20 protein-coding genes and 1 pseudogene are annotated in these 23,249 nt (G+C 63.9%); 13 read left to right on the forward strand and 8 right to left on the reverse strand.

The window, feature by feature from the left end:
- Nucleotides 1–14: 14 nt before the first annotated feature.
- The 4 genes and pseudogenes from V1278_RS32485 (at nucleotide 15) to V1278_RS32500 (ending at nucleotide 4,476) form a co-directional block, all read left to right on the forward strand.
- A complete protein-coding gene (locus V1278_RS32485; RefSeq protein ID WP_334383551.1) occupies nucleotides 15–923 on the forward strand; it encodes a VOC family protein in 909 nt (302 codons plus the stop codon).
- A gap of 64 nt (nucleotides 924–987) precedes the next feature.
- Complete coding sequence (locus tag V1278_RS32490) at nucleotides 988–1,998, forward strand: tripartite tricarboxylate transporter substrate binding protein (protein ID WP_334383552.1); 1,011 nt, start codon at nucleotides 988–990, stop codon at nucleotides 1,996–1,998.
- A gap of 316 nt (nucleotides 1,999–2,314) precedes the next feature.
- Nucleotides 2,315–3,251, forward strand: a pseudogene (locus V1278_RS32495) (DMT family transporter).
- Nucleotides 3,252–3,549: 298 nt separating this feature from the next.
- Nucleotides 3,550–4,476 carry a Bug family tripartite tricarboxylate transporter substrate binding protein gene (locus tag V1278_RS32500; protein WP_442894417.1) on the forward strand — a complete coding sequence of 309 codons (927 nt, stop codon included), beginning with the start codon at nucleotides 3,550–3,552 and terminating at the stop codon, nucleotides 4,474–4,476.
- 169 nt (nucleotides 4,477–4,645) lie between these two features.
- Here the strand turns inward: V1278_RS32500 and V1278_RS32505 are convergent, their stop codons facing one another.
- The gene (locus V1278_RS32505) at nucleotides 4,646–6,331 is read right to left on the reverse strand and encodes a methyl-accepting chemotaxis protein (RefSeq protein ID WP_334383554.1); all 1,686 of its coding nucleotides are present in this window, start codon (nucleotides 6,329–6,331) and stop codon (nucleotides 4,646–4,648) included.
- A 255-nt stretch (nucleotides 6,332–6,586) separates the two neighbouring features.
- On the opposite strand from V1278_RS32505, the gene V1278_RS32510 reads away from it, so the two are divergent.
- From V1278_RS32510 to V1278_RS32525, 4 genes are all read left to right on the forward strand, one after another.
- The gene (locus tag V1278_RS32510; protein WP_334383555.1) at nucleotides 6,587–7,630 is read left to right on the forward strand and encodes a C-terminal binding protein; all 1,044 of its coding nucleotides are present in this window, start codon (nucleotides 6,587–6,589) and stop codon (nucleotides 7,628–7,630) included.
- A gap of 73 nt (nucleotides 7,631–7,703) precedes the next feature.
- The gene (locus V1278_RS32515) at nucleotides 7,704–9,050 is read left to right on the forward strand and encodes an ABC transporter substrate-binding protein (RefSeq protein ID WP_334383556.1); all 1,347 of its coding nucleotides are present in this window, start codon (nucleotides 7,704–7,706) and stop codon (nucleotides 9,048–9,050) included.
- Between the two features lie 128 nt (nucleotides 9,051–9,178).
- Nucleotides 9,179–10,135 (forward strand): carbohydrate ABC transporter permease, encoded by a 957-nt coding sequence (locus V1278_RS32520; RefSeq protein WP_334383557.1) that lies wholly within the window; start codon nucleotides 9,179–9,181, stop codon nucleotides 10,133–10,135.
- Nucleotides 10,128–11,024: a carbohydrate ABC transporter permease gene (locus tag V1278_RS32525; protein ID WP_057842177.1), complete on the forward strand. Its 897-nt coding sequence runs from the start codon at nucleotides 10,128–10,130 to the stop codon at nucleotides 11,022–11,024. The genes V1278_RS32520 and V1278_RS32525 overlap by 8 nt, the downstream gene beginning before the upstream one ends.
- A 22-nt stretch (nucleotides 11,025–11,046) precedes the next feature.
- On the opposite strand, the gene V1278_RS32530 is transcribed toward V1278_RS32525, so the two are convergent.
- From V1278_RS32530 to V1278_RS32555, 6 genes are all read right to left on the reverse strand, one after another.
- Nucleotides 11,047–11,871, reverse strand: a complete 825-nt coding sequence (locus tag V1278_RS32530; RefSeq protein ID WP_334383558.1) for an energy transducer TonB — start codon at nucleotides 11,869–11,871, stop codon at nucleotides 11,047–11,049.
- A 5-nt stretch (nucleotides 11,872–11,876) separates the two neighbouring features.
- Nucleotides 11,877–12,320, reverse strand: a complete 444-nt coding sequence (gene exbD / locus V1278_RS32535; protein ID WP_334383559.1) for a TonB system transport protein ExbD — start codon at nucleotides 12,318–12,320, stop codon at nucleotides 11,877–11,879.
- A gap of 3 nt (nucleotides 12,321–12,323) precedes the next feature.
- Nucleotides 12,324–13,085 carry a tonB-system energizer ExbB gene (gene exbB / locus V1278_RS32540; protein ID WP_442893805.1) on the reverse strand — a complete coding sequence of 254 codons (762 nt, stop codon included), beginning with the start codon at nucleotides 13,083–13,085 and terminating at the stop codon, nucleotides 12,324–12,326.
- 55 nt (nucleotides 13,086–13,140) lie between these two features.
- Complete coding sequence (gene hutX / locus V1278_RS32545; RefSeq protein WP_334383560.1) at nucleotides 13,141–13,656, reverse strand: heme utilization cystosolic carrier protein HutX; 516 nt, start codon at nucleotides 13,654–13,656, stop codon at nucleotides 13,141–13,143.
- An 11-nt stretch (nucleotides 13,657–13,667) separates the two neighbouring features.
- Nucleotides 13,668–14,003, reverse strand: coding sequence for an antibiotic biosynthesis monooxygenase family protein (locus tag V1278_RS32550; protein ID WP_334366851.1), 336 nt, complete (start codon nucleotides 14,001–14,003; stop codon nucleotides 13,668–13,670).
- Between the two features lie 152 nt (nucleotides 14,004–14,155).
- Nucleotides 14,156–16,522 (reverse strand): TonB-dependent hemoglobin/transferrin/lactoferrin family receptor, encoded by a 2,367-nt coding sequence (locus V1278_RS32555; protein ID WP_334383561.1) that lies wholly within the window; start codon nucleotides 16,520–16,522, stop codon nucleotides 14,156–14,158.
- 262 nt (nucleotides 16,523–16,784) lie between these two features.
- Here V1278_RS32555 and V1278_RS32560 point away from each other — a divergent pair, with 262 nt between their 5' ends.
- The 5 genes from V1278_RS32560 to V1278_RS32580 all read left to right on the forward strand — a co-directional run bounded on the left by V1278_RS32560 (nucleotide 16,785) and on the right by V1278_RS32580 (nucleotide 21,310).
- A complete protein-coding gene (locus V1278_RS32560) occupies nucleotides 16,785–16,988 on the forward strand; it encodes a hemin uptake protein HemP (protein WP_334366849.1) in 204 nt (67 codons plus the stop codon).
- Between the two features lie 19 nt (nucleotides 16,989–17,007).
- A complete protein-coding gene (locus tag V1278_RS32565) occupies nucleotides 17,008–17,958 on the forward strand; it encodes a heme/hemin ABC transporter substrate-binding protein (RefSeq protein WP_334383562.1) in 951 nt (316 codons plus the stop codon).
- Complete coding sequence (locus V1278_RS32570; protein ID WP_334383563.1) at nucleotides 17,955–19,046, forward strand: FecCD family ABC transporter permease; 1,092 nt, start codon at nucleotides 17,955–17,957, stop codon at nucleotides 19,044–19,046. Before V1278_RS32565 ends, V1278_RS32570 begins: the two co-directional genes overlap by 4 nt.
- Nucleotides 19,043–19,843: a heme ABC transporter ATP-binding protein gene (locus V1278_RS32575; RefSeq protein WP_334366846.1), complete on the forward strand. Its 801-nt coding sequence runs from the start codon at nucleotides 19,043–19,045 to the stop codon at nucleotides 19,841–19,843. Before V1278_RS32570 ends, V1278_RS32575 begins: the two co-directional genes overlap by 4 nt.
- 114 nt (nucleotides 19,844–19,957) lie before the next feature.
- Complete coding sequence (locus V1278_RS32580; RefSeq protein ID WP_334383564.1) at nucleotides 19,958–21,310, forward strand: esterase-like activity of phytase family protein; 1,353 nt, start codon at nucleotides 19,958–19,960, stop codon at nucleotides 21,308–21,310.
- A gap of 121 nt (nucleotides 21,311–21,431) precedes the next feature.
- On the opposite strand, the gene V1278_RS32585 is transcribed toward V1278_RS32580, so the two are convergent.
- A complete protein-coding gene (locus tag V1278_RS32585) occupies nucleotides 21,432–23,090 on the reverse strand; it encodes a mucoidy inhibitor MuiA family protein (RefSeq protein WP_334383565.1) in 1,659 nt (552 codons plus the stop codon).
- Nucleotides 23,091–23,249 lie beyond the last annotated feature (159 nt).

Genomic DNA, 23,249 nt, shown 5'->3' on the forward strand with positions numbered 1-23,249 from the left:
CAAGAGGTCACGAGATGATCAAGGTCAAGCGGCTGCGACACGTCACTTTCACCAGTCCGAACATCGAGGCGCAGCTCGACTACTACCAGTCCATCATCGGGCTCGGCGTCATCCAACGCAGTGACGGTCGGATCCTGCTCGGCACCGAGTCCGAGGAGCTGACACTGGTTCTCGAACGCGGCGCGGCCTCGCAATTGACTTCCATCGCCTATGAAGTTGCGCCCAACCTCGATCCGGCCGACCTGCAGAAATCGCTGGCAAGCCTCGGCATCACATCGGAGATCAGGAGCGACACCGCGCCGGGAATAGCGAAGGCACTCGTCTTCGACGATCCGGACGGACACCGGATCGAATTGTTTTCCAGATGGGAGTTCTGCAAGGCCGTCGAGCCGATCCGTGGCCTTGCCGTCGCGAAGCTTGGCCACGTCGCGCTCCATACGCTCGATCCCGAGCGAACCGCCAAATTCTTCGGCGACGTTCTCGGCTTCCGCATCTCCGACCGTATCGAGGAAAATTTCGTCTTCATGCGCTGCGGCCCCGAACATCATGCGATGAATTTTGCCCGCGGTACCGACGGCCGCCTGCATCATCTCGCCTTCGAGCTGCGCGACGCCTCACACATGCATCAGGCCTGCGACCTGCTCGGCCGCAACAAGTTTCAGATTCTCTGGGGACCGGTGCGGCATGGACCCGGCCACAACGTGGCGGTCTACCATTACAACCCCGATGGTTACCTGATCGAGCTCTATTACAGCATGGATCTGATGCTCGACGAAGAGCTCGGCTATTTCGAGCCGCGTCCCTGGCACCACGATCGTCCGCAGCGGCCGAAGACCTGGATCGGGTTGCCGCGCGACGTCTGGGGTGTCGGGCCAGCCAAGGAGGCGAGCGAATTTTCTCCGGCGATGCGCGGCGTGAAGTAATCGCGCACGCCACCATCAGCCGGAACTGACGTTCAAAAAACAAAACACCAGGGGTGAAACACAAATGGCTCGATCGTTGAACGTCCTGCGCGGACGATTGCTTGCCCTGCGCTGCTGCATCGTTGCCGCAGCGCTTAGCCTCACCTGCCTGGCGCCTTCCATCGCCGCCGCGCAGACGTATCCCAACCGGCCGATCCGGCTGCTGCACGGCTTTGCGGCGGGCGGCGCCGCCGACGCCCAGGCGCGCATCGTCTCGGACGGGCTTTCCAAGCGCCTGGGGCAGGCGGTGGTGGTCGAAGCCAAGCCCGGCGCCGGCGGCAATCTCGCTGCGGACGCCGTCGCCAAATCCGCACCGGATGGCTACACGATCGGTCTCGTCACGGGCGCACATGCCATCTCGGGCGCGCTGTACAAGCAGCTCGCCTATAGCCCGATCGACAGTTTCGATATGTTGTCAACGATGGTCTACTACGCGCTGGTGATTGCGGTTCGCGCCGACCATCAGGCGAAGACACTGGCGGACCTGATTGCGATGGCGAAAGCCAAGCCCGATGCCCTGAGCTACGGCTCGGTCGGTTTCGGCAGCACGCATCATCTCGCGGGCGAGTTGTTGAACGTCACCGCCGGCACCAAGATGGTGCACGTCCCCTATCGCGGCGATTCACTAACCGTCACCTCCCTGCTCGCCGGAGACGTTCCCGTGATCGTCGGGACCACCGTGCTGCTCGCAGGCCAGATCGAGAGCGGCGCCATTCGCGGCCTCGCCGTCACCTCGCCCGCGCGCACCAAGCTGCTACCGAACGTGCCTTCCGTACAGGAAGCCGGCGTTGCGGGTTTCGACGTTCGCACCTGGGCCGGGCTGGTGGCTCCGAAGGGCACGCCGCCCGATATCGTGAAGCGGCTGAACACGGAGATCCAGTCGATGCTGGCCGACCCCGCAACGAAGACGGCGCTGGAGACGGCAACCGGCGGCGAGGTCCGCGGCAGCACGCCGGAGCAAATGCGCGCGCTGATCACGTCGGAGATCGACAAGTGGTCGAAGGTGATCAACGACGCAGGTATCCCGCGCATTTGAGGGGTTGCAGTATCTCACCACGTCATTGCGAGGAGCAAAGCGACGAAGCAATCCACCTATCCGTTATGCCGCACGATGGATTGCTTCGCTTCGCTCGCAATGACGAACAGTAGCTGACCTTCGCGATCAATCGAGAAGCCGCGGCATACTGGATACCCCGCTTTCGCGGGGTATGACAGCGGGGGTGCTTCGCGCGGAGCCGTCCTGTTCCGCAACGGCATAAAGGAAAAGCGCAAGCTGATACGCAAGACATTGTAGCATTGCGCGCGCAGGACTTGTCGTGCGGCGGAATTTTCGCCCTACTCGCCTCGCGACCATGACCAAGCCCGCACCAGTGCCACCTGCCTTCCATCCGGTCCGGTGGCTGACCAACCAGCCTTACCTGCTGCTGAGCCTGACCTCGCTGTTCTGGGCCGGCAACATCGTGCTGGCGCGCCATGTCGCCGGGCATGTACCGCCGTTGACGCTGTCCTGCGTCCGCTGGATCGGCACCTTTCTGATCCTGCTGCCGTTCGCCTGGCCGCATCTGAAGCAGGACTGGCCGGTGCTGCGCGCGCACCTGCCGATGATGCTGTTCCTGTCGCTGGTCGGTTTTGCCTACAACAATGCGATCTCCTACTGGGCGCTGCAATATACCGAGGCGCTGAACGCGCTATTGATCCAGTCGGCGGGGCCGTTGTTTGTTGCGCTGTGGTCGCTGGCGCTGTTCGGCGTCCGCCTGACCGGTGCGCAGCTTGCCGGCATCACCATCTCGCTTGCCGGCGTCTTGACCATCATCCTGCGCGGCGATTTCGGCGCGCTCGCCGGCATCAGCTTCAACCGCGGCGACCTGATGTTTGCGAGCTCCCTGGTGTCGTTCGGATTGTATTCGGCGCTGATCCCGCGCCGCCCGGTGACGCACGCGCTATCGCTGATTTCATTCACCACCTGCTGCGGCGCGCTGATGCTGGTGCCGTTCTCGATCTGGGGAATTCTCGACCGGCGCGACGCTGAAGTTCGACATGATCTCGATGGCGACGCTGGGCTATGCCGTGGTCTTTCCCTCGACGCTGGCGTACCTGTTCTTCAACCGCGGACTGGCGCTGATCGGGCCCAATCGTGCCGCGCCGTTCTTCCACCTAGTGCCGGTGTTCGGCTCGGCGATGGCGATCCTGCTGCTCGGCGAGCAGTTGCGGTTATTCCATCTGGTGGGCTATGCGCTGGTGCTGGCCGGCGTGGTGATCGCTTCAAGGCGGGCTTCGGCGAAGGCTTGAACTCTCGTGTCCCGGACGCGGTGCAGCGCTACTTCAGCGTTGCTCCGCAGTGCCGGGACCCAGCAACCAGTGGACCCCGGTTCAGCAGCGCGTCACGATAGCGCGTCGAAGACGCGCGTAAACGCGCTTGTGGTGCCGCACTGCGCCCGGGGCACGGCATCCGGCGTAGCGTCCTGCGGGCTTCCACTTTGTCCTTCGGCAGGCTAGCTTGCGGCCATTTCAGAACAACAACCGAGGAAACAACTATATGTTCGCGTTATTGAAGCGGTATCGGCCTGTCGCCGCAGCGGCTCCCCTGATGCTGGCGATGATCGCCACGGCTGCCGCGCAGGCGCCCTATCCGAACCGCAACATCACGCTGGTGCTGCCGTTCGCGGCTGGCAGCGGCACCGATACCACCACGCGCATCATTTCGAAGGAGCTCGGCACCGCGCTCGGCGCCGGCATCGTGATCGAAAACAAGCCAGGTGCCAACGGCTCGATCGCGGCGAGCCAGGTCGCCCGCTCCGCGCCGGACGGCTACACGCTGATGGTGTCGACCAACACACCGCATTCGGCAAATCCCTATTTGATGAAGAACATGACCTACGACCCGGTCAAGGACTTCACGCCGATCGCGCGCAGCGGCGATCTGCCCTTCATGCTGGTGATCCACCCGGACATTCCGGCGAACTCGGTGGCCGAACTGATTGCGCTGGCGAAGAAGGAGCCGGGCAAATACTCCTATGCCAGCGGCAGCTCGGCTGCGATCGTCTCCGGCGCAACGTTTGCCCGCCTCGCTGGCATCGATCTGCTTCACGTCCCCTACAAGAGCTCGCCGCCCGCCTTGACCGATCTGATCGCTGGCCGCGTCTCCATGATGTTCATCGACGTCCCGACTGGCCTGCCCCACGTCAACGCCAAGGCGCTGAAGGCGCTCGCGGTCACCACCAAGCAGCGCTCGGCATTGTTGCCCGATCTCCCGACCATGAACGACACGGTGAAGGGTTTCGACATCACCTCGTGGCAAGGCTATTTCGGCCCCGCCGGCATGCCGAAGGATATCGTCACCAGGCTGAACGCGGAGATCCGCAAGGTCGTCGAGCGCCCCGACATCAAGAGCCAGCTCGCCGAGCGCGGCATGGAGGCGTTCTCCGGCACGCCCGAGGAGTTCGACACCTTCGTGAAGGAGCAGCTCAAGGTGTGGGAGAAGCTGATTGAGGGCGCGGGAATCGAGAAGCAGTAGGGCTGCTGCCGCATTGTGTAGGGTGGGCAACGCGAAGCGTGCCCACCATTCTGCCACTCATAAAGTCGTCATCGTTCGCGAAGGCGGACGATCCAGTACGCCGCGTTGTTCGCGATTGATCGCTGACGCCGCGGCCTACTGGATGCCCCGTCTTCGCGGGGCATGACAGTTACGCCACGCGCACCTTGCCCAAGAACTCGTCCACCGCGCTGCGCAGCATGCCGGACTGGGTGTCGAGTTCGCGGGCGCTCGCCAGCACTTCGGATGCTGCCTTGCCGGTTGCGGCTGCCGCTGTACTGACGCCGCCGATATGGGCCGAGATCTCGTTCGATCCGGCCGCCACCGACTGAATGTTGCGGGCGATTTCGCGGGTGGCGCCGCCCTGCTGCTCGACGGCGGTCGAGATCGAGACGGTGATCTCGCTCATCTGCGCAATGGTTTCGGTGATGCCGCCGATCGACGCCACGGCTTCGCTGGTGGACGCCTGCATGGCCGCGACCTGCGAGGAGATTTCCTCGGTCGCCTTCGCAGTCTGGTTGGCAAGCGCCTTCACTTCCGACGCCACCACCGCAAAGCCGCGCCCGGAATCGCCGGCGCGCGCCGCTTCGATGGTGGCGTTTAGCGCAAGCAGGTTGGTTTGGGCAGCGATCGAGTGGATCAGCTTGACCACTTCGCCGATCTTCTCGGCGCCGGTCGAGAGCGCGCCGACGGTGGCGTTGGTACGCTCGGCGTCGCTGACCGCCTTGGCGGCGATCTCGCTGGAGCGCGTCACCTGGCGGGAAATTTCAGTAACCGAGCTGGAGAGCTCTTCGGCGGCGGATGCCACCGTGCCGACATTGTCGGACGAACGCTGCGACGCCGCGCCGACGGTCGCCGCGCGTGCGCTGGCGTCGCTGGCGGTCGTGGTCATGGATTGCGCCGTGCTCTGCATGCCGGCGGCCGCCGTCGAAACCGAGCGGACGATGCCGGTCACGCTGCGTTCGAAGTCGCTGGCGATGCTTTCCATCGCCGCCCGCCGTTCGGCCTCGGCGCGCGCCTGCACCTCGGCTTCCTTCTGCTCGAGCCCGCGGATGCGCACCGCGTTGTCCTTGAAGATCTGCACGGTCGCGGCCATCGCACCGATCTCATCGCCGCGGCCGATGCCGGGAATTTCACCGTCGAGCCGGCCCTCGGCGAGGTCCTGCATGCGGGCGCCGAGTTGACCGAGCGGCTTACTGATGCTGCGGCCGATCATCCAGGCGATGCTGCCGGCAACCAGCGCGATGCCGAGAATGGCAAACCCGAGCACGGCCGCGATCGGCTTCATTTTGGCGTCGAGGTCGTCGAGATAGGCGCCGGTGCCGATGAACATGTTCCAGCCGGGGATCGGAACCGCGTAGGAGAATTTGCGGATCAACTCGTCTTGTCCGGGTTTACGGAATTCATAGCGCAGCATGATTTCGCCGTTCGCCGCGATGCCGTCGCGCAACTCACGCACCAGCTTTCGACCACCGGTGTCGATGTCCATACGGTTCTGGCCGATCTGGCTGGGAACCGGGGCCAGCACGGCGACGCCATCCATCGTGTAGGCAAACACGTAGCCGTTGCCATTGTCGAAGGTCAGCGTATTGCCGCGCTTGCTGAACTCGGCAATCGCCGCCTCCTTGGTCATCTGGCCGGCGGCAACCTGCTTCTGCAGGCCGAGCGCCATGTTGCGCGCCATGTCGACAATCGCCTTGGTCTGCTCGATCCGCGCATTGAGCATCTCACGCTGCATCAAATAGCCCGCGAGCGCACCGGCGGCGCAGAGGCCAAGCAGGGTCACGCCCACCAGAATGCCGAGTTTGGGGGTGATCTTGAGATTGGTCAGCTTCACGGGGATCTCCGGAAAATAGGCGCGTGGCACGCGATTGGCCGATTGATTCGGCGCACAATATCGTGAGACCCTTTAGCGCTTTGTTACGAAGGCCAGCGGAAATCCGGCAGAACGCGGTGCAGCCGATCAAGCGGCAACTGGCGATTGTAGCGGAAGCAAGTCAAGTCGCGTAAAAGGTGAAAAGTACGTCAACGATGAAAGTGGCGGCGCCCGCCGCCTCAAACCAACACCGAAAAATAAAATCGGGAGCAGGAAATGCCGAAATTCAGGGTGGTGACGCCGAAGGGCGCGAGCTTCACGGTCGCCGGCGGCGGCTATGACTATGAGATGGAAGCGCTCGATCCGATCGGGGCCGAAATCATCGAGGCGCCGGCCAACGAGACGGAATTCATCGCCGCCGCAAAAACCGCAGACGCGATTTACGCCAAGGGCATGCCGATTACCAAAGCCGTCATCGACGCGCTCGAAAATTGCAAGGTGATCACGCTCGGCAGCGTCGGCGTCGACAGTGTCGACGTCAAGGCCGCCACCGCCCGCGGCATTCCCGTCACCAACATTCCCGACACCTTCATTGAAGAGGTCGCCGACCACGCCATGATGCTGCTGCTGGCGGGCTTTCGGCGGCTGGTCGAGCAGGACAAGATGGCGCGCACCGGCCGCTGGTCCGAGGGCCGGCCTGCGCTGTTGAAGATCCCGCGGCTGATGGGCCAGACGCTCGGCTTCATCTCGTTCGGCCGGGTGGCCCGCGCCGTTGCCAAGCGCGCCGCGCCCTTCGGCCTGCGCATGATGGCCTATGACCCGTTCATCCAGGAAACGCTGATGTACGACCACGGCGTGATGCCGGCGACGCTGTCGGAGGTGCTGCAACAGTCGGACTTCGTCTCGATGCATGCGCCGGCCCGGCCGGAGGTGCACCACATGCTGACCGAGAAGCATTTCCGTCAGATGAAAAATTCCGCCATCTTCATCAATACCGGCCGCGGCGCCACGGTGGACGAGGAAGCGCTGATCAAGGCGCTGCAGGAGGGCTGGATTGCGCACGCCGCCCTCGACGTGCTGGAAAAGGAGCCGCCGTCGCACAACAATCCGATACTTTCGATGGAAAACGTCACCCTGACTGCCCATGTCGCCTCGGCATCGGCACGTTTTGACGAGGCGCGCAAGCGCCGCGTGGGCTACGAATTGTCACTGGTCCTGCAGGGGATGTGGCCGGTAAGCTGCGTCAATCCGTCGGTGCTGCAAAACACCTCGCTCCGCCGCTGGCAGCCTGTCAGCATGGATCGCGGCCCGAACAGCTAACACGGCAAAAAATGTTTTGAACGACAAGGTTCACCGGCGATTCAACGCCGGGAACCGATACAGGGAGAGCACCATGAGGAACGACATCACCCGTCGCGATGCGTTGGCTTTGGGCGCTTCGGCCGCGGCTCTGGCCGTGACCGGCGCTTCGGCGCAGACCACATCGCCAATCAAAGCTGCCGACGTCCCGCCCCCCAAGTTCGCAATCGAAAAAGGCGCATCCTTGCGCATGCTGCGCCCGGTGCGCTTCGTGCAAGCCGACGAGGACGTGTTCCGCGCCAACGCGGCCAAATTCTCCAAGGAAACCGGCATCGAGGTCAAGGTCGACTTCGTCGGCTGGGAAGACATCAGCCAGCAGACCGCGGTGACCTCGAATTCCGGCGCCGGCCCGGATATCATCATCGGCTTCTCCGATGCGCCGCACATCTATGTCGACAAGCTGGTCGAACTGAACGACGTCACCGATTATCTCGGCAAGCGCTATGGCGGCTGGCTGCCGCTGGCGCAGACGTACGGCAAGCGCAGCAAGAGCGACAAATGGATCGGATTGCCGTTCGGCGCTACTGCCGGCCCGCTGATCTACCGAAAATCGGTGCTGCAATCGATCGGCTACGACAAGGTCCCGGAAGACAGTGTCGGATTTGTGGACCTTTGCCAGAAGCTGCACAAGGCCGGCAAGCCGGCCGGCTTCGCGTTGGGCAATGCCAAGGGCGACGGCAACGGTTTTGCCAACTGGGCGCTGTGGTCGCACAACGCTTCGCTGCTCGATGAAGAGGGTAATATCATCATCAACAGCAAGGAGACCATCGAAGCGCTGAAGTGGGTCAAGGCACTGTACCCGACCTTCATCGCCGGCACGTCATCGTGGAACGACGTCAGCAACAACCGCGCCTACTCCTCGCAGGAAATCTCGCTGACCGCCAACGGCGTCTCGCTGTACTTCTCGCTGAAGAACGATCCGGCGACCAAGGCGATTGCCGAGGACAGCGAGCATCAACTGCTGCCGAAGGGCCTCGCCAAGGTATCGCCGATGGCCGGCCTGACGCTGAACGCGATGCTGTTCAAGCACAGCCCCTATCCCAATGCCGCAAAGGCGTTCCTGCAATTCATGATGGAAAAGGAACAGTACGAGCCGTGGCTCAACGCCAACTCCGGCTACTGGTCGCAGCCGCTTGCCGCCTATGCCGATGCCGCGGTCTGGTCCAGCGACCCCAAGGTCTCGATCTTCAAGAACACCATGCAGAGCACCTATTACGATGGCTACAAGGGGCCGATTTCGACCGCAACCGGTGCGGTCAGCGCCGACTACGTACTGATCCAGATGTGCGCCGCGGTCGCGACAGGTGCCCAGACGCCGGAGGCCGCCGCCGCGGAGGCGGAGCAGCGTGCGAAGCGGTACTTCCGGCGCCAGGGGCGGTAAGCCGCAGAACCGTAGATCCTGATTAACCGTCATTGCGAGCGAAGCGACGCAATCCATAGCGCCACAAAGGAAGAATGGATTGCTTCGTCGCTTCGCTCCTCGCAATGACGACGGTGGATAAGCATTCAATGTCCGTAACCACTCTACCATCGCGCGGCATCGCGCTTCGGCAACCGGGCTGGATCGCGCGCCTGTTCGACTACAAGCCGTTCCTGATCGTGATGTGCCTTGCGCCGGCGATCGGGCTGTTGACGGTGTTCCTCACCTACCCGCTCGGCCTCGGCGTCTGGCTCGCCTTCACCGACACCACGATCGGCCAGCGCGGCATCTTCATTGGCCTGGAGAATTTCCAGTATCTGTGGACCGATCCCTTGTGGTGGGGCGCGGTGTTCTACAGTGTGTTCTACACGGCGATCGCGACCTTCGGGAAATTCGCGCTCGGCTTCTGGCTGGCGCTCCTGCTCAACAACCACTTCCCGCTCAAGAGCCTGTTGCGCGCCATCGTGCTGTTGCCGTGGATCGTGCCGACGGTGCTGTCGGCGCTGGCGTTCTGGTGGATCTACGATCCGCAGTTCTCGATCATCTCCTATCTGCTGGTCGATGTGCTGCACATCCGCTCGACCAACATCGACTTCCTCGGCACGCCCTGGCCGGCGCGCTTCTCGCTGATCGCCGCCAACATCTGGCGCGGCATTCCGTTCGTGGCGATCTCGCTCCTGGCGGGCCTGCAGACCATCTCACCCTCGCTCTATGAAGCCGCGATGCTGGACGGCGCCACCGCCTTGCAGCGCTTCCGCTACATCACCCTCCCGATGATGATGCCGATTCTGGCGATCGTGATGACGTTCTCGATCATCTTCACTTTTACCGACTTCCAGCTCGTCTATGCCATCACCCGCGGCGGTCCGGTCAATTCCACGCACCTGCTGGCGACGCTGGCGTTCCAGCGCGGCATCGCCGGCGGCGAGCTTGGCGAGGGTGCAGCGATCGCGGTCTCGATGATCCCGTTCCTCGTGTTCGCGACGTTGTTCAGCTACTTCGGCCTGGCGCGCCGCAAATGGCAGCAGGGAGAAGCCAATGACTGACGTAGCTGCCCAATCCACCAACGCCGCCAGCGCCACGCCGGACACCATGGCGTGGGATTCCCGCGCGCGGCGGGTGATGATGATCTACCTGCCGCTGGCCTGCTTCGTGCTGATCCTGCTGTTTCCGTTCTACTGGATGGCGATCACCTCGTTCAAGCCGAACGCGGAGCTGTTGAACTACAAGCAGCACAATCCGTTCTGGATCTCCTCGCCGACGCTGGCGCATATCAAGCATCTGCTGTTCGACACCGCCTATCCGACCTGGCTCAAGACCACGATGTTCGTGGCGATCGGCTCCACCTTCCTGTCGCTGTTCGCTTCGACGCTCGCGGCTTACGCGATCGAGCGCTTGCGCTTCCGCGGCAGCCCCTATGTGGGCCTCGGCATCTATCTCGCCTATCTGGTGCCGCCCTCGATCCTGTTCATTCCGCTAGCCACCGTGATCGTGCAGTTCGGCCTGTTCGACTCACCGATGGCGCTGATCCTGGTGTATCCGACCTTCCTGGTGCCGTTCTGCACCTGGCTATTGATCGGCTATTTCAAGTCGATCCCCTATGAGCTCGAGGAATGCGCACTGGTCGATGGCGCCACCAGGCTGCAAATCCTGCGCCGGATCACGCTGCCGCTCGCCGTGCCCGGCCTGATCTCGGCCGGCATCTTCTCCTTCACGCTGTCGTGGAACGAATTCATCTACGCACTCGCCTTCATCCAGAGCGGCGCCAACAAGACGGTGCCGGTCGCGATCCTGACCGAGCTCGTCACCGGCGACGTCTACCAGTGGGGCGCGTTGATGGCGGGCTCGCTGCTCGGCTCGCTGCCGGTCGCGCTGTTCTATTCGCTGTTCGTGGATTATTACGTGTCGTCGCTGACGGGCGCGGTGAAGGAGTAACATCGCCGCGTGCGGTCCCATCCTAGTTGGGTCTGAACTCCACCGGCACGTTAATGGGCATCGACCCGTAAGCAATCTCGGGCGGAAATGCAGGGAATGGCTGAGCCTGGCGAACCAATGCCATGGCCAGCGCATCGAACGCAGGAACTCCCGAAGAGCCGCCGACGCGGCTCGATAGTACCTGACCGCCGCGGCCCAGCGTGAAGGACAGCCTGACGACGCCGCGCTGGCCGTTGCCGCCGGATGGATATTTATGGAAGCGCAAAAGATGCGCGCGGACCCGCTGCGTGTAGGTCGCCATCGCTGAAGCAGAGGCACCCACGCTGATCGCCGATGCGGCAGGCGCCTGACGCTCGGCGCGCGGCGGCGCGCTGGTACGCGGCGCCGGTGGTGCCTCCGAAGGCTTCTTGGCGTCTGGCCGGACGATTTTCGGCTTCACCGGTACCGGCTTCTGCTCGGGGACCATCTTCGCTGGCTCGGGCTTTTCCGGCGTCAGCTGCTGCTTCTGCTCCGGCGGCGCAACGACTTCCGGCTCCTCCTGCGGCGGTGTCGGCGCGATCTGCTCCGGCACGGCCTCTGCGGCCGCTGGCTCGGGCGGCGACGCGTCCGCCTGCTGCATCTCAGGTCCCGGCATCATGTCCATCGGTGCCGCCTCTGGCGACGACGTGATGGGCGCCAGATCGACCATGATGGCGGGCATCGCCACGCCCGGCGCCGGCCGCTGGGTGTACCAGTTCATGGTCAATGCGATTAGCGCGGCATGCGCGGCAACGATTGCCATCGCCGAAACTCCCCAGCGCCGGACGACGGCCTGATCGGAGACATCATGCAGGGCGAACGCGTTCATGGCGGTCAAGTGCGGCCGTCGAGGCCGACCAGCGCGATCTTGAGATAGCCGGCGTTGCGCAAGAGGTTCATCACCTCCATCAGGTCGCCATAGCTGACCGCCTTGTCGGCGCGCAGAAAGATCCGCTCGTCCTTTTTCCCCCGCGTGGCGCTATCGAGCGTAGAGGTCAGCGCATCGCGCGCAATGACGTCCTCGCCGACCGCAACCGACAGGTCCGGCTTCACGGTGACGAACACCGGCTTGTCCGGGCGCGGCGACGGCTCGACCGCGCTGGCCGGGAGATCGACGCCGAGATCGACAGTTGCGAGCGGGGCTGCGACCATGAAGATGATCAGCAGCACCAGCATTACGTCGATGAACGGCGTGACGTTGATCTCGTGATTCTCGGCAAGATCGTCGCTGCCGCTGCGCGCCCGTCCGCCGACAACATGTCCAAGCTTCGCGCCCATTGGCTACTCCGCAGCGCGCGCCAGGCGGAACGAACCGCGGTCGCCCTCGCGGCTGATCAGGAGCAGCACCAGCGCCGAGGCATCACCGAGCAGCGCACGATGGGCTGAAATCGTGCGGGTGAGATGGTTGTAGATCACGACCGCCGGGATCGCCGCGACCAGACCGAGCGCGGTCGCGAGCAATGCCTCCGCAATGCCGGGCGCGACCACCGCGAGATTGGTGGTCTTGGCTTCGGAAATGCCGATGAAGGAATTCATGATGCCCCAGACCGTGCCGAACAGGCCGACGAACGGCGCGGTGGCGCCGATGGTGGCGAGCACGCCGGTGCCGCGGGCGATCTGCCTGGACATCGCCGCCTCGACCCGCTCCAGCCGCAGCGCGACGCGTTCCTTGAGGCCGTCGTCGAAATGTCCGCCGGAGAGGCTGGCTTCGCGGGCGGCGGACTGGATGATCTGCGCCACCGCATCGTTGCCGCCGCGGGTTTCCTGCTCGGCCTTGGCCAGCACCGTATCGGTTTCCAGCATGCCGAGGCGCCGTTTGGCGGTCGCGGTCTTGCGGCGGATTTCGATGGTCTTGGCCAGCCAGATCGTCCACGTCACCAGCGAGGCGAAGGCCAAGCCCACCATAACCGCCTGCACCACGACGTCCGCATTCACGAACATGTTCCAGGGCGACAGGTTGCGCGGCAGCAGCGCAACGTCGGTGGCGGCGAGCGCCGCGCCCGGCATTCCAGCCACGCCGGCAACGCCACACCAGCGGATCATAACGTTCAGCATCGTTCGCTGCATCATCGTCTCCCAGGCTGACAATGCGGATCGGTTATGCCGCGCGGGCAGGCGCGATCCTTTCCGCCAACGCATGAAAGCGCTGCAACTGGTCGCTGCGCAGCGCGCGCTGCTCGTCGCGGCCGACGAACACCTTGAACATGATGCCGCCGTCGACATTGATGAACGCGATGAAGGCCGACGACTTGCCCATGAAGGGCCGCTCGACAAAAGCGATGGCTCCGCAGCGCTCGTGCCGGAGGTGGCCGTGCAGTCCCTTCGGCTGCATCAGGTTGAAGTAACCGCGGCCGATCTCGCCTGCCGGGATGGCGCCGGTGAACTCGAAGATCGCATCGTCGGTGTGAACGATCAGCGTCACCTCGCCCCATTGCGCGACGTCTTTCATCGCGGCGGCGAACTCACCGCCGGGGCCGAGGCGCATCATCGTGCCAGGGAGTGCCTCAAGCACGGCGCGCGGCGTGACCTTGCGCTCCCGCGCCACGTCCTCGATCACCGCACCCGGATTCTCCGCCATATAGGCCTTGAGGTCGGCAAGGTCCGTGCTCAGCATCGCAGCCTCCCTTACGCGGCGGCGCTGGATTTGCGCTCGCTCAGGATCACCTCGAACCCTTCGAACTTGGGGTGGCCGAGGTAGAGGCTTTCGCCGGTCTGATTGTCGGCGCGGGCATGCGCGCGGCGGAACTCTTCCGAACGGGTCCAGGCTTCGAAGGCCGCCTTGTCGACCCAGACCGTGTGCGACGAATACAGCGTGTGATCCTCGGCGACGGGTCCCTTGAGCAGGTGAAACTCGACGAAGCCGGCCATGTTGCTGAGATAGGACTCGCGCGAGCGCCAGACATTCTCGAAGGCCGCTTCAGAGCCAATCTTCACCTGGAACCGGTTCATCGCGATAAACATTTGAAATCTCCTTGGCTTAGTTGCTGGGGTGCGCCTAGCGTACCGTTTGGGTTTGTTGGAAACATGGATGCACCGAAGCCGCGCTGGAGCATCAGCGCGGCCCGGTGCGTTTGGAGGTGATGGTCTCACGCGAGACCCTTGGATTCTTCGTGTCAGGTTCCTCCGAAATGATATCTGAGGCCGCCCTTGAAGACGATTCCAGCACCGGCGCTGGCCCATTTAACGTCGTTCTGCGTGTCGCCCGTGCTCCCGACCGGAATGGCATACGGACGATAGTACTGGTTGAGAAGGTTCTCGACTGAGAAATTAAACGTGAGGTCCCGCGTGGGCTGGTACTGCAGATACAGGTTGACGAGGTCGTACGACGTTGCCGGCGTGTAGGTCGGAGGAAGGTTCCTGTTTGCGATCGCCGACGTCCACAGCATGGAAAGAATGAGCGTCCTGTCGAGCAGCCGAACACCGGCCGTCGTCGTGATCTTCTGCGGCGGCACTGTGTACAGTCCAAACCCGGTCTGCAGGTTCTTGCCGTCCTGGAAGGAGCCGGAGATGCCTGCGTACCAGAGGCCGGCGTCATACATCGTCTCGGCCTCGAAGCCCTGGATTCGCGCCGAGGCGACGTTCTGATACTGAAGGAAGGGCAGCGCGCGGAAGATCGGGTGCGGCGTACCGAAGGCAACCTGGTCGATGAAATCGGTGATATCGTTTCGGAAGAAGTTGATCTTGCCGCGGAAGCTGTCGCCGGCGATGAACAGATCGTTCTTTCGGATATTGAATCCGATTTCCTTGTTCTTGCCGACCTCGGGACGCAGGTTCGGATTAGGCAGGAAACAGAAGGTCGAGTCGGCTCCCGGGCCCGGCGTACCTGACGGACAACGGAAGAATGAACTAGAGGCCGTAGCGCCGGCATGCGGACCGTTGACCAGCGTCTCCGTGATCGACGGCGCGCGGTAGCCTTCTGCATAACTGGCATAGGGCGTCACCACCGCCACCGGCATCAAGGCGACCGTGATCTTCGGCGACAGCCGATCGCCCCCTGATGATGTCGCCCCCGACTCCAGGCTGTAGTTGTCGTAGCGAAGGGCGCTGATCGTCTCCAGCAGGTCGCTGTATGTTGCCTTCCACTGCACAAACCCGCCGGACACCGTACGCCTTCCGCCTGGAGTCGTGACATCCGATGTACCGCGCCGGTCGGCAGTCTTCACGTTGTCCTGGAACGCATCGGCGCCGTAGGTGACCGCATGGTGCCAATCCGCATACTCGAAGCGCGAGGTGTTGTGCGCGTCGAAACCGACCGTATCGAGCAGGTAACCGCGGTTGTCGCCGATGCAGCCGGAGACCGGATTGCCCGGCACGCCGCCGCAAAAGGCGGTGGGAGTCGTGCTGGTGTGGAACGTCTTGATCTGATCGTTTTCCGTGCGATTCCAATAGACCTTCGCATCCCAGTCGAAGACCTTGTCGTCCGGTTGCGAATACTTCCAGCCGAGCGTCGTCGTGTAGTTCTTCACGTCGGTATGATAGATCGACGTGCCGTCGAGGTTATTGGTCCCGTTCGGATTGGTGGAGTTGGGATCGCCGGCGCGCCGCGGCGGCTGCCCCACGTTGTAAAGGTCTTCTTGGAATATCGTGCCCAGCTTGACTTCGTGTCCGTCAGCAGGACGTACCGTCACCTTGGCGAGGCCGGCGGTAAGCCGGTTTCCGGTATTGGCGACTTCAAAACCAGTGCCGTCCTTGTAGCTTTCCTGCGTGCTGTAGGTGCCGCCGGCGAACACATCGACATTCGGATTGACGTGAACACCGCCAAAGACCGAGCCCAAGGCACGGCCATAGTTCGTTCCGAGAATGGTTTTGGCGTCCACACCCCAACGCTCGCCCGGACGCACGACGTCTTCGATGTCCTTGGTGCGGAACGACGCCACGCCACCGATCGCGCCCGAACCGTAGATGTTGGCCGTCGGACCGCGCACGATGTCGATGCTGCTGACCAGTTCCGGGTTGAGGAAGAAAGAGCCGTTCGCGAAGTGGCCGGTCCGCTGATAGTTCTGCCGCGCACCATCGACGACGACGGCGACGCGACCGAAATCCTGCAGGCCGCGAATGTTGATCGAGGTCGACGGCTCGTCGCCGCGATCCTGCACCCAGACACCGGGAATGTTGTAGAGGAGACCGCCGAGCGTGCTGGCTTGGCGCCCCTGGATCTGCTCCAGCGTCACCACGCTGACAGGAGCCAATGCGTCGATGGCGCGCTCCTCGGTCTTGGTCGCTACCGCCGTAATCGTATCGAGCGACTGCACCGGCGCGGCTCCAATCTGCGCCCGCGCATTCATCGCCGGCGCCGTTGCCTGCTGCTCCTGCGGCGGCTTCGCCGGCTTGCGCCGCGACTGCTTCTGCCGCTCGGACGCGCCGCTTGCAGCCTGCGTACCCGCCGTCTGCGCGTTGCCGGCTTCCCCGACCAGCAATGCAATTGAAAACACCGACGCGCCCAACAAGAGGGCGCGCGAAATCCTAGCCCCGTCAGCCATACAACCCCAGCCCCGATATCTGTTCTTTTGGGTCTGGCTGGCGGGCGCTACGCGTAACTTGCGAGCTGCTTGCTGGCTGCCACATTCAGGATGCAGGCATTGTGCCAACATCGCATCATGCTTGGTTACGTGGCGGTTCCCGGGCGGTCAAGAACCGCATCAGGCACTTTATATCAATTGTAAAGTGCAGCGGTTGGATTGCGGGCGCGCCCAACTATACAAGCGTGGATCGATTGAATTTTTCGGGGCACCAAAGCACAAAATGTCCGCGACAACAGGAGACAAGCTCGGAGCCGCCCGGACGCAAGCCGGCAATCCCGCCTCCACCAGATCGCTTGCCATCAGCGGCAACCGGATCGACAGCCGCGAACTGTTCGCCACCGAGCGCGAAATCATCATCGCGCATGGCGAGGAGCATTACCGTCTGCGGCTGACGTCGCAGAACAAGCTGATCCTGACGAAGTGACTTACCTGGTGAACCGGAAATGACAGTTTGTCGCACGCTCGCAGTGTCGGCCGCCGCGGGCTGTTTCCTGCTCGGCGGCGTCGCGCTCGCTGCGGGCGTTACGGTGCATGATGCCCGTGATCGCGACGTCACCATCGCAGACCCCGCGCGGACCGTCTCGATCGGCGGCGCGATCACGGAAATTCTTTATGCGCTCGGTTTCGAGGACCGTCTCGTCGGCGTCGACTCGACCAGCCTCTATCCGGCCGCGGCGCGCGAGAAGCCGGATGTCGGCTACATGCGCCAGCTTTCGGCCGAGGGCGTGCTCGGGCTCAACCCCTCCCTGGTGCTGGCAGCGCAAGGCTCCGGGCCGAAGGAAACCATCGACGTGCTGGAAGCCGCCAAGGTGCCGCTGGTGCTGGTGCCGGACACGTTTTCGGAAGCCGGCCTGCTCGACAAGATTAAGCTGGTCGGCCACGCCATGGACGCGGACAAGCGCGCCGAATGCCTGACTGCGGCGGTGTCGGACGACCTGACGCAATTGCGCGAGCTACGCGCCAAAGTGACGAAGCCGGTGCGCGTGATGTTCGTGATGTCGCTGTTGAATGGCCGGGCGATGGCCGCCGGAAAGAACACCGCAGCGAACGAGATCATCGCGCTTGCCGGCGGCATCAACGCCATCGACGGCTACGAAGGTTACAAACCCATCAACGACGAGGCGATCGTCGCGGCGAAGCCCGACGTCGTGCTCTCGATCCAGCGCGGCAAGGACTCGCTGGACGCCGAAGCCGTGTACGTCCATCCGGCCTTCGCGCTGACGCCGGCTGCGGCCAACAAGGCCTTCATCTCGATGGAAGGCCTCTATCTGCTCGGCTTCGGGCCGCGCACGGCGGCCGCCGCCCGCGATCTCTCGATCAAGCTCTATCCGGCGCTGGCGCCGCAGGCCGAGAAATTCAAGCCTGCGGCACTCACCGCCGATTGCCGGAAATGACCGTTCTGACCGAGGGTAGCGCCAAGCGCCGCAGCGGATACGCGTTGCGCCCTCCCGCCTCGCTGACTCTCATCTGCCTGTTCGCCGCGCTGGCCGGTGCGGCGCTGATCGCGCTGACGGTAGGCGCTGCCGGCATTCCGCTGGCGCGGCTGCCGGCCGCACTCGGCCTGTGGGGTGACGCTGGGGCGGGTCCAAGCCTCGCGCGCGACCAGCTCGTGCTGTGGTCGATCCGGATTCCACGGATCGGCGCGGCCGCGATGATCGGCGCGCTGCTCGCGGCATCGGGCGCCATCATGCAGGGGCTGTTCCGCAACCCCCTCGCCGACCCCGCACTGGTCGGCGTTTCTTCCGGCGGCGCGCTGGCGGCGGCGGCTGCGATCGTCTTCACCGACAGCCAGATCGGCCAGAACTTCCGCTTCATGCAGCATCAGTTGCTGCCGATCGCGGCGTTCGCCGGTTCGCTCGCGACCACCGTCATCCTTTATTCGATCGCGAGCCGCTCCGGGCGGACGTCGATCGCGATTTTCCTGCTGGCCGGCATTGCCATTGCCGCGATCGCCAATGCCGGCATCGGCCTTCTCGTGTTCATCGCCGACGATCGCCAGTTGCGCGACATCACGTTCTGGCTATTGGGCTCGCTGAGTGGCGCGACCTGGCCCAAGCTCGCCACGCTGGCGCCGGTGCTGGGATGTGCCGCGATCGCCTGCCTCTCGATCGCGCGTGGACTCGACGTGCTGGTGCTGGGCGAGGCCGAGGCGTTCCATAGCGGTGTCGATGTCGAACGACTGAAGCGGATTTCGATCGTGCTGGTGTCGGCGATGACGGGCGTGGCCGTTTCGGTCTGCGGCGTCGTCGGCTTTATCGGCATCGTGGTGCCGCATCTGTTGCGGCTGGTGATCGGGCCGGCGCACCGGTTGCTGTTACCCGCTTCCATGCTGCTGGGCGCGGTGCTGCTGGTGGGCGCCGATACGCTGGCCCGCACCATCGTGGCGCCCGCGGAAATGCCGATCGGCATCCTGACCGCAGCAATCGGTGCGCCGTTCTTTCTGGCGATGCTGCTCCGCCAGCGCGGGCTGGTTTCGCTATGACCGCCGTTCTCGAAGCGCAGTCGGTTTCAATGGTCGTTGGCGGCGCCACGCTGGTCGATGGCATCGATCTTTGCGTTGCCCCCGGCGAGATGGTCGCGATTGTCGGCCCCAACGGCGCCGGCAAATCGACGCTGCTGCGGATGCTGTCAGGCGATCTCCGCCCGACGCGCGGCCAGATCAGCCTGAAGCAGCGCGACATCCAAAGCTATCCGCCGCGCCTTCTCGCCTTCCACCGCGCGATGCTGTCGCAGCATGTCAACGTCACCTTCCCGTTCACGGTCGAGGAGATCGTCCATATGGGCGCGGGTGACGCCGGCCGCGCCGCCGCGCAGCGGCTGGTCGATGCGGCACTCGGCGAGGTCGATCTGGCGCATTTCAGCCAACGGCAATTACCGACGCTCTCGGGCGGCGAACAGCAGCGCGCGCATTTCGCCCGCGTGCTGGTGCAGCTCGCCTGCGGCGAGACGCAGCATGGGCCGGGGCTCTTGCTGCTGGACGAGCCGACCTCGAGCCTCGACATGCGCCACCAGATCGACCTGGTGGAGACGGCGAAGCGGCGCGCGCAGAACGGCACGGCCGTTATCGCCGTGCTGCATGACCTCAATCTCGCCATGCGGTTCGCCGACCGCATCGTGCTGTTGCATCGGGGTAAGCTCGCCGTCGATGGCGGCCGCAGCGATGCGATCACGGCCGAGACCATCCGCCGGATTTTTGAGGTCGACGTGAAGATCGACTATACCGACGCCGGCGTGCCGTTCCTGCTGCCGCAAACCATGCGGCCGGCTGCGGCGCAGTAACACCGAAACCGCAGCCTTATCCAACGCCGTTACGCGGCTTTCACAAAACTGTCAGCCGGTTGTAACAGCCGCTGCGCAAGTCACACCGCATCGCCATTCAACAGGAGATCCGCCATGCGCGTGTCATTGCTCTGCTCCGTCGCGTCCATGTTTCTGGCCGGCGCCGCCTTCGCTCAAGGTGAAGGCGAGTTTCCCGCCACGCTGAAGGGCCACGCCGTGCTGCCGGCGCAGACCTTTATCGACGCGCCCGCTGATGCGCCAGACGATCTCAAGACATCAGGCAAATACACCACCGGCCGCCGCGTCGACGCCGCGGGCACCGTGATGGGCAAGTCCTACGAACGCCCGACCGGCGTTTCGCTGCCGTTCAAGGGCCAGCCGCTGCAGGGCCATTCCGGCATCAAGGTGATGCCGGACGGCTCGTTCTGGGTGCTCACCGACAACGGCATGGGCTCGCGCTACAACTCGGCCGACTCCATGCTGTATCTGAACCGGCACAAGATCGACTGGGCGAGCGGCAAGATCGAGCGACAGGAAACCGTCTTCCTGCACGATCCCGACAAGAAGGTGTCGTTCCGCATCCTCCATGAGGACACCGCCAAGCGCTATCTTACCGGCGCCGATTTCGACACCGAAGGTTTTCAGATCATCGGCGACACCTTCTGGATCGGCGACGAGTTCGGGCCCTATGTGCTGAAGGCCGACAAGACCGGCAAGGTCCTGGCGGTGTTCGAAACAACCGCCGACGGCAAGCCGGTGCGCTCGCCCGATCATTGGTCGGTGCAGTCGCCTGCCGCTCCAGGCGCGAGCTACACCACCGTCAACCTCCGCCGTTCCAAGGGCTATGAAGGTTTTGCCGGCTCGAAGGACGGCAAGTTCCTCTATGGCCTGCTGGAGGGCCCGCTGTGGGATGCCGAGAAGAAGGACTTTGAAAAGGTCGACGGCAAGGAGGCCGCGCGGATCCTCGAATTCGACGTCGCGACCGAGAAATTCACCGGCCGCTATTGGCACTATGTGTTCGAGCAGAACGGCCACGCCATCGGCGATTTCAACATGATCAACGCCTCAAACGGCCTGATCATCGAGCGCGACAATGGCGAAGGCACCGCCGACAAGGCCTGCCCGGCCGGTCAGCGCGGCGAGAACTGCTTTGCGGACCTCGCCAAATTCAAGCGCGTCTACAAGATCGAGCTCTCCGACGCCAATGTCGGCAAGCCGGTGCGCAAGGTCGCCTATGTCGACCTGATGAAGATCAAGGATCCCGACAAGAAGGCGCGCAAACCGCTCAATGATGGCGTGCTGACCTTTCCGTTCTTCACCATCGAGAACGTCGAGCGCGTCGACGAGACGCACATCATCGTTGGCAACGACAACAATCTGCCATTCTCGTCGAGCCGCGATCCCAACAAGGCCGACGACAACGAGTTCGTGCTGCTGGAGGTGGCGGAATTCTTGAAGGCGAAGTAAGACGAAGCCTCCCCTTCATTGCGAGGAGCAAAAGCGACGAAGCAATCCATCTATCCCCGCGCGGAGATATGGATTGCTTCGCTTCGCTCGCAATGACGGCCCCTTTCGCGGCCAGACAGCCTCAGCCCGCCGGCACCATCACCACGCCCTTGTCCTTGGGCCAGCGTATGCGCCACGCGAAGTTGATATCCCTCACCTCGCCCGGCTTGGCCTCGAACGCCCATTCCAGCACGCCGCGTCTGTCGCGGATGTTGCTTGCGGTCGGCGGCGTCGTGGACGGCAGCATTTCGACCTGGATCTCCTCATTCTCGCTGACCGGCAACTGGTCCACGATCGCAATCCGGATCGGGAAATCATGGCCGTTGCGCACGGCGGTCTTGAACGCGCGCTCATCGGTCTTCGAGGTCGTCACGATCAGGCCGGCCGATCCCTCGTTGCGCTTGAGAACCGCGCGTTCGATCTTGATCTTGTCGTCGGCGCCGAAGCCGAGCTGCACGGTCTCGTCCTTGGCCGCGGCGGCCATCTGCCCGCGGCCGACAAAGACGCCGTCGCGGTAGATCGAGACGCGTCCCGGCAATAGCGGCGCGTCCTCGTTCTGCTTGAAGTTCGCTTCGAGGAACGCGGTCGGGTCCTTCACCGGCGCAGCGCGGACCGCGAGATCGGGCGCGAGCGTTACGCTAGAGACGCGCAGGCTCTTGGCGCCTTCGCTGGCACCGAGGCTGACGCGGCCGGGAATTTTGAACACCACCTGGAAGCCGCTGACATCAGCCGTGGCCTGCTGTTCGTCGGCACGTTCGGCGAGGGATTCCGCCACCTTAGCGGCAGGCGCCTGCGCCGAGCGGAACCTATTATCTATCGCACCGCTGACGGACGCCTGAGGCCGCGGCGGTTGCGGATACTGCACGATCAGCGGATTGAGTTCGGGCGCGCTGCCGCCGCGCGCCGTGCGCACGGTGGAGACACTGAGCGCGACATTGGACCAGTCCTCGCCGGTGGCCTGCGTGATTTCGGCGCGGCGCACCAGTTCGAGCGCGGGCTTGCGGTCTTTTGCGCCGGTATCGAGACGGGCATCATAGAGCGGCGTCCAGCGCGCACTGCGCACCGCATAGGTCACCCGCAGCGTCGCCCTGGTCGCGGCAGCCGCTGCGAGCTCGATCCGCACTTCCAGCTTGCTCGGCGGCTTCTGGGCCTTGTCCTGCTCGAGGCGCGCGATTTCACGGTCGAGGTCGCGCTGCTTGCGCTCGGCATCGCGGATCGCGGCCTCGGTGCTGGCGACTTCCTCGCCGACCGCGGCAAAGGCCGCGCGCCATTCGGATATCGGCCGCGCCTCGCCCTTGTCGCCGATCCCAACCGGCGCGATATCCGCAAATCGCTCGGCGAATTTGCGCCGCGCTCTCGCCGCATCGATCGCGCCCTGCAGGTTGACGCGCTCGTCCTTCAGCGCCTCGATGCGCTTGTCGAGTTCGGGCAAGTTGACCGGCGGCGCCGCGCGCGGCGGCTTGGCGTCGATCGCGCCGATCGCGAGCTTTGCACCGGCCTCACCCTCGACCCGCAGCGACGTGGGGTCGAGCGTGAGCGGAAAATCCTTGAGAACAGCGGAATTTTCACCGGCCGGCAGATCGAGCGTGACGAGGCGCGTTACGCTGGCGCCGTCGGGATAGACGGTGACAGCGTCGACCGCCGAGCTCGCGGCGATGTCGGCGGCCTGCGCCTCACCGGCGGCAAGCGCCGTCAGAACGACGAGGCTCGTCGTCAAAAAGCTGTTCGCAATCAATCGCATGGATACCCTCCTGAACCGCCCGCCGGATGGCGGCGGACAAACGACGCCCACCACTCCCAGTCATGAGACGCGGCGAGGAAGCAATCGGTTCGATCGGGATTTCGCCGCGGCAGCACCGCGGCGAAGCACCTTCCCCGGAAGAAGGAAGGGGATGCGCGC

The sequence above is a fragment of the Bradyrhizobium sp. AZCC 1577 genome, assembly GCF_036924575.1.
Classification (GTDB): Bacteria; Pseudomonadota; Alphaproteobacteria; order Rhizobiales; family Xanthobacteraceae; genus Bradyrhizobium.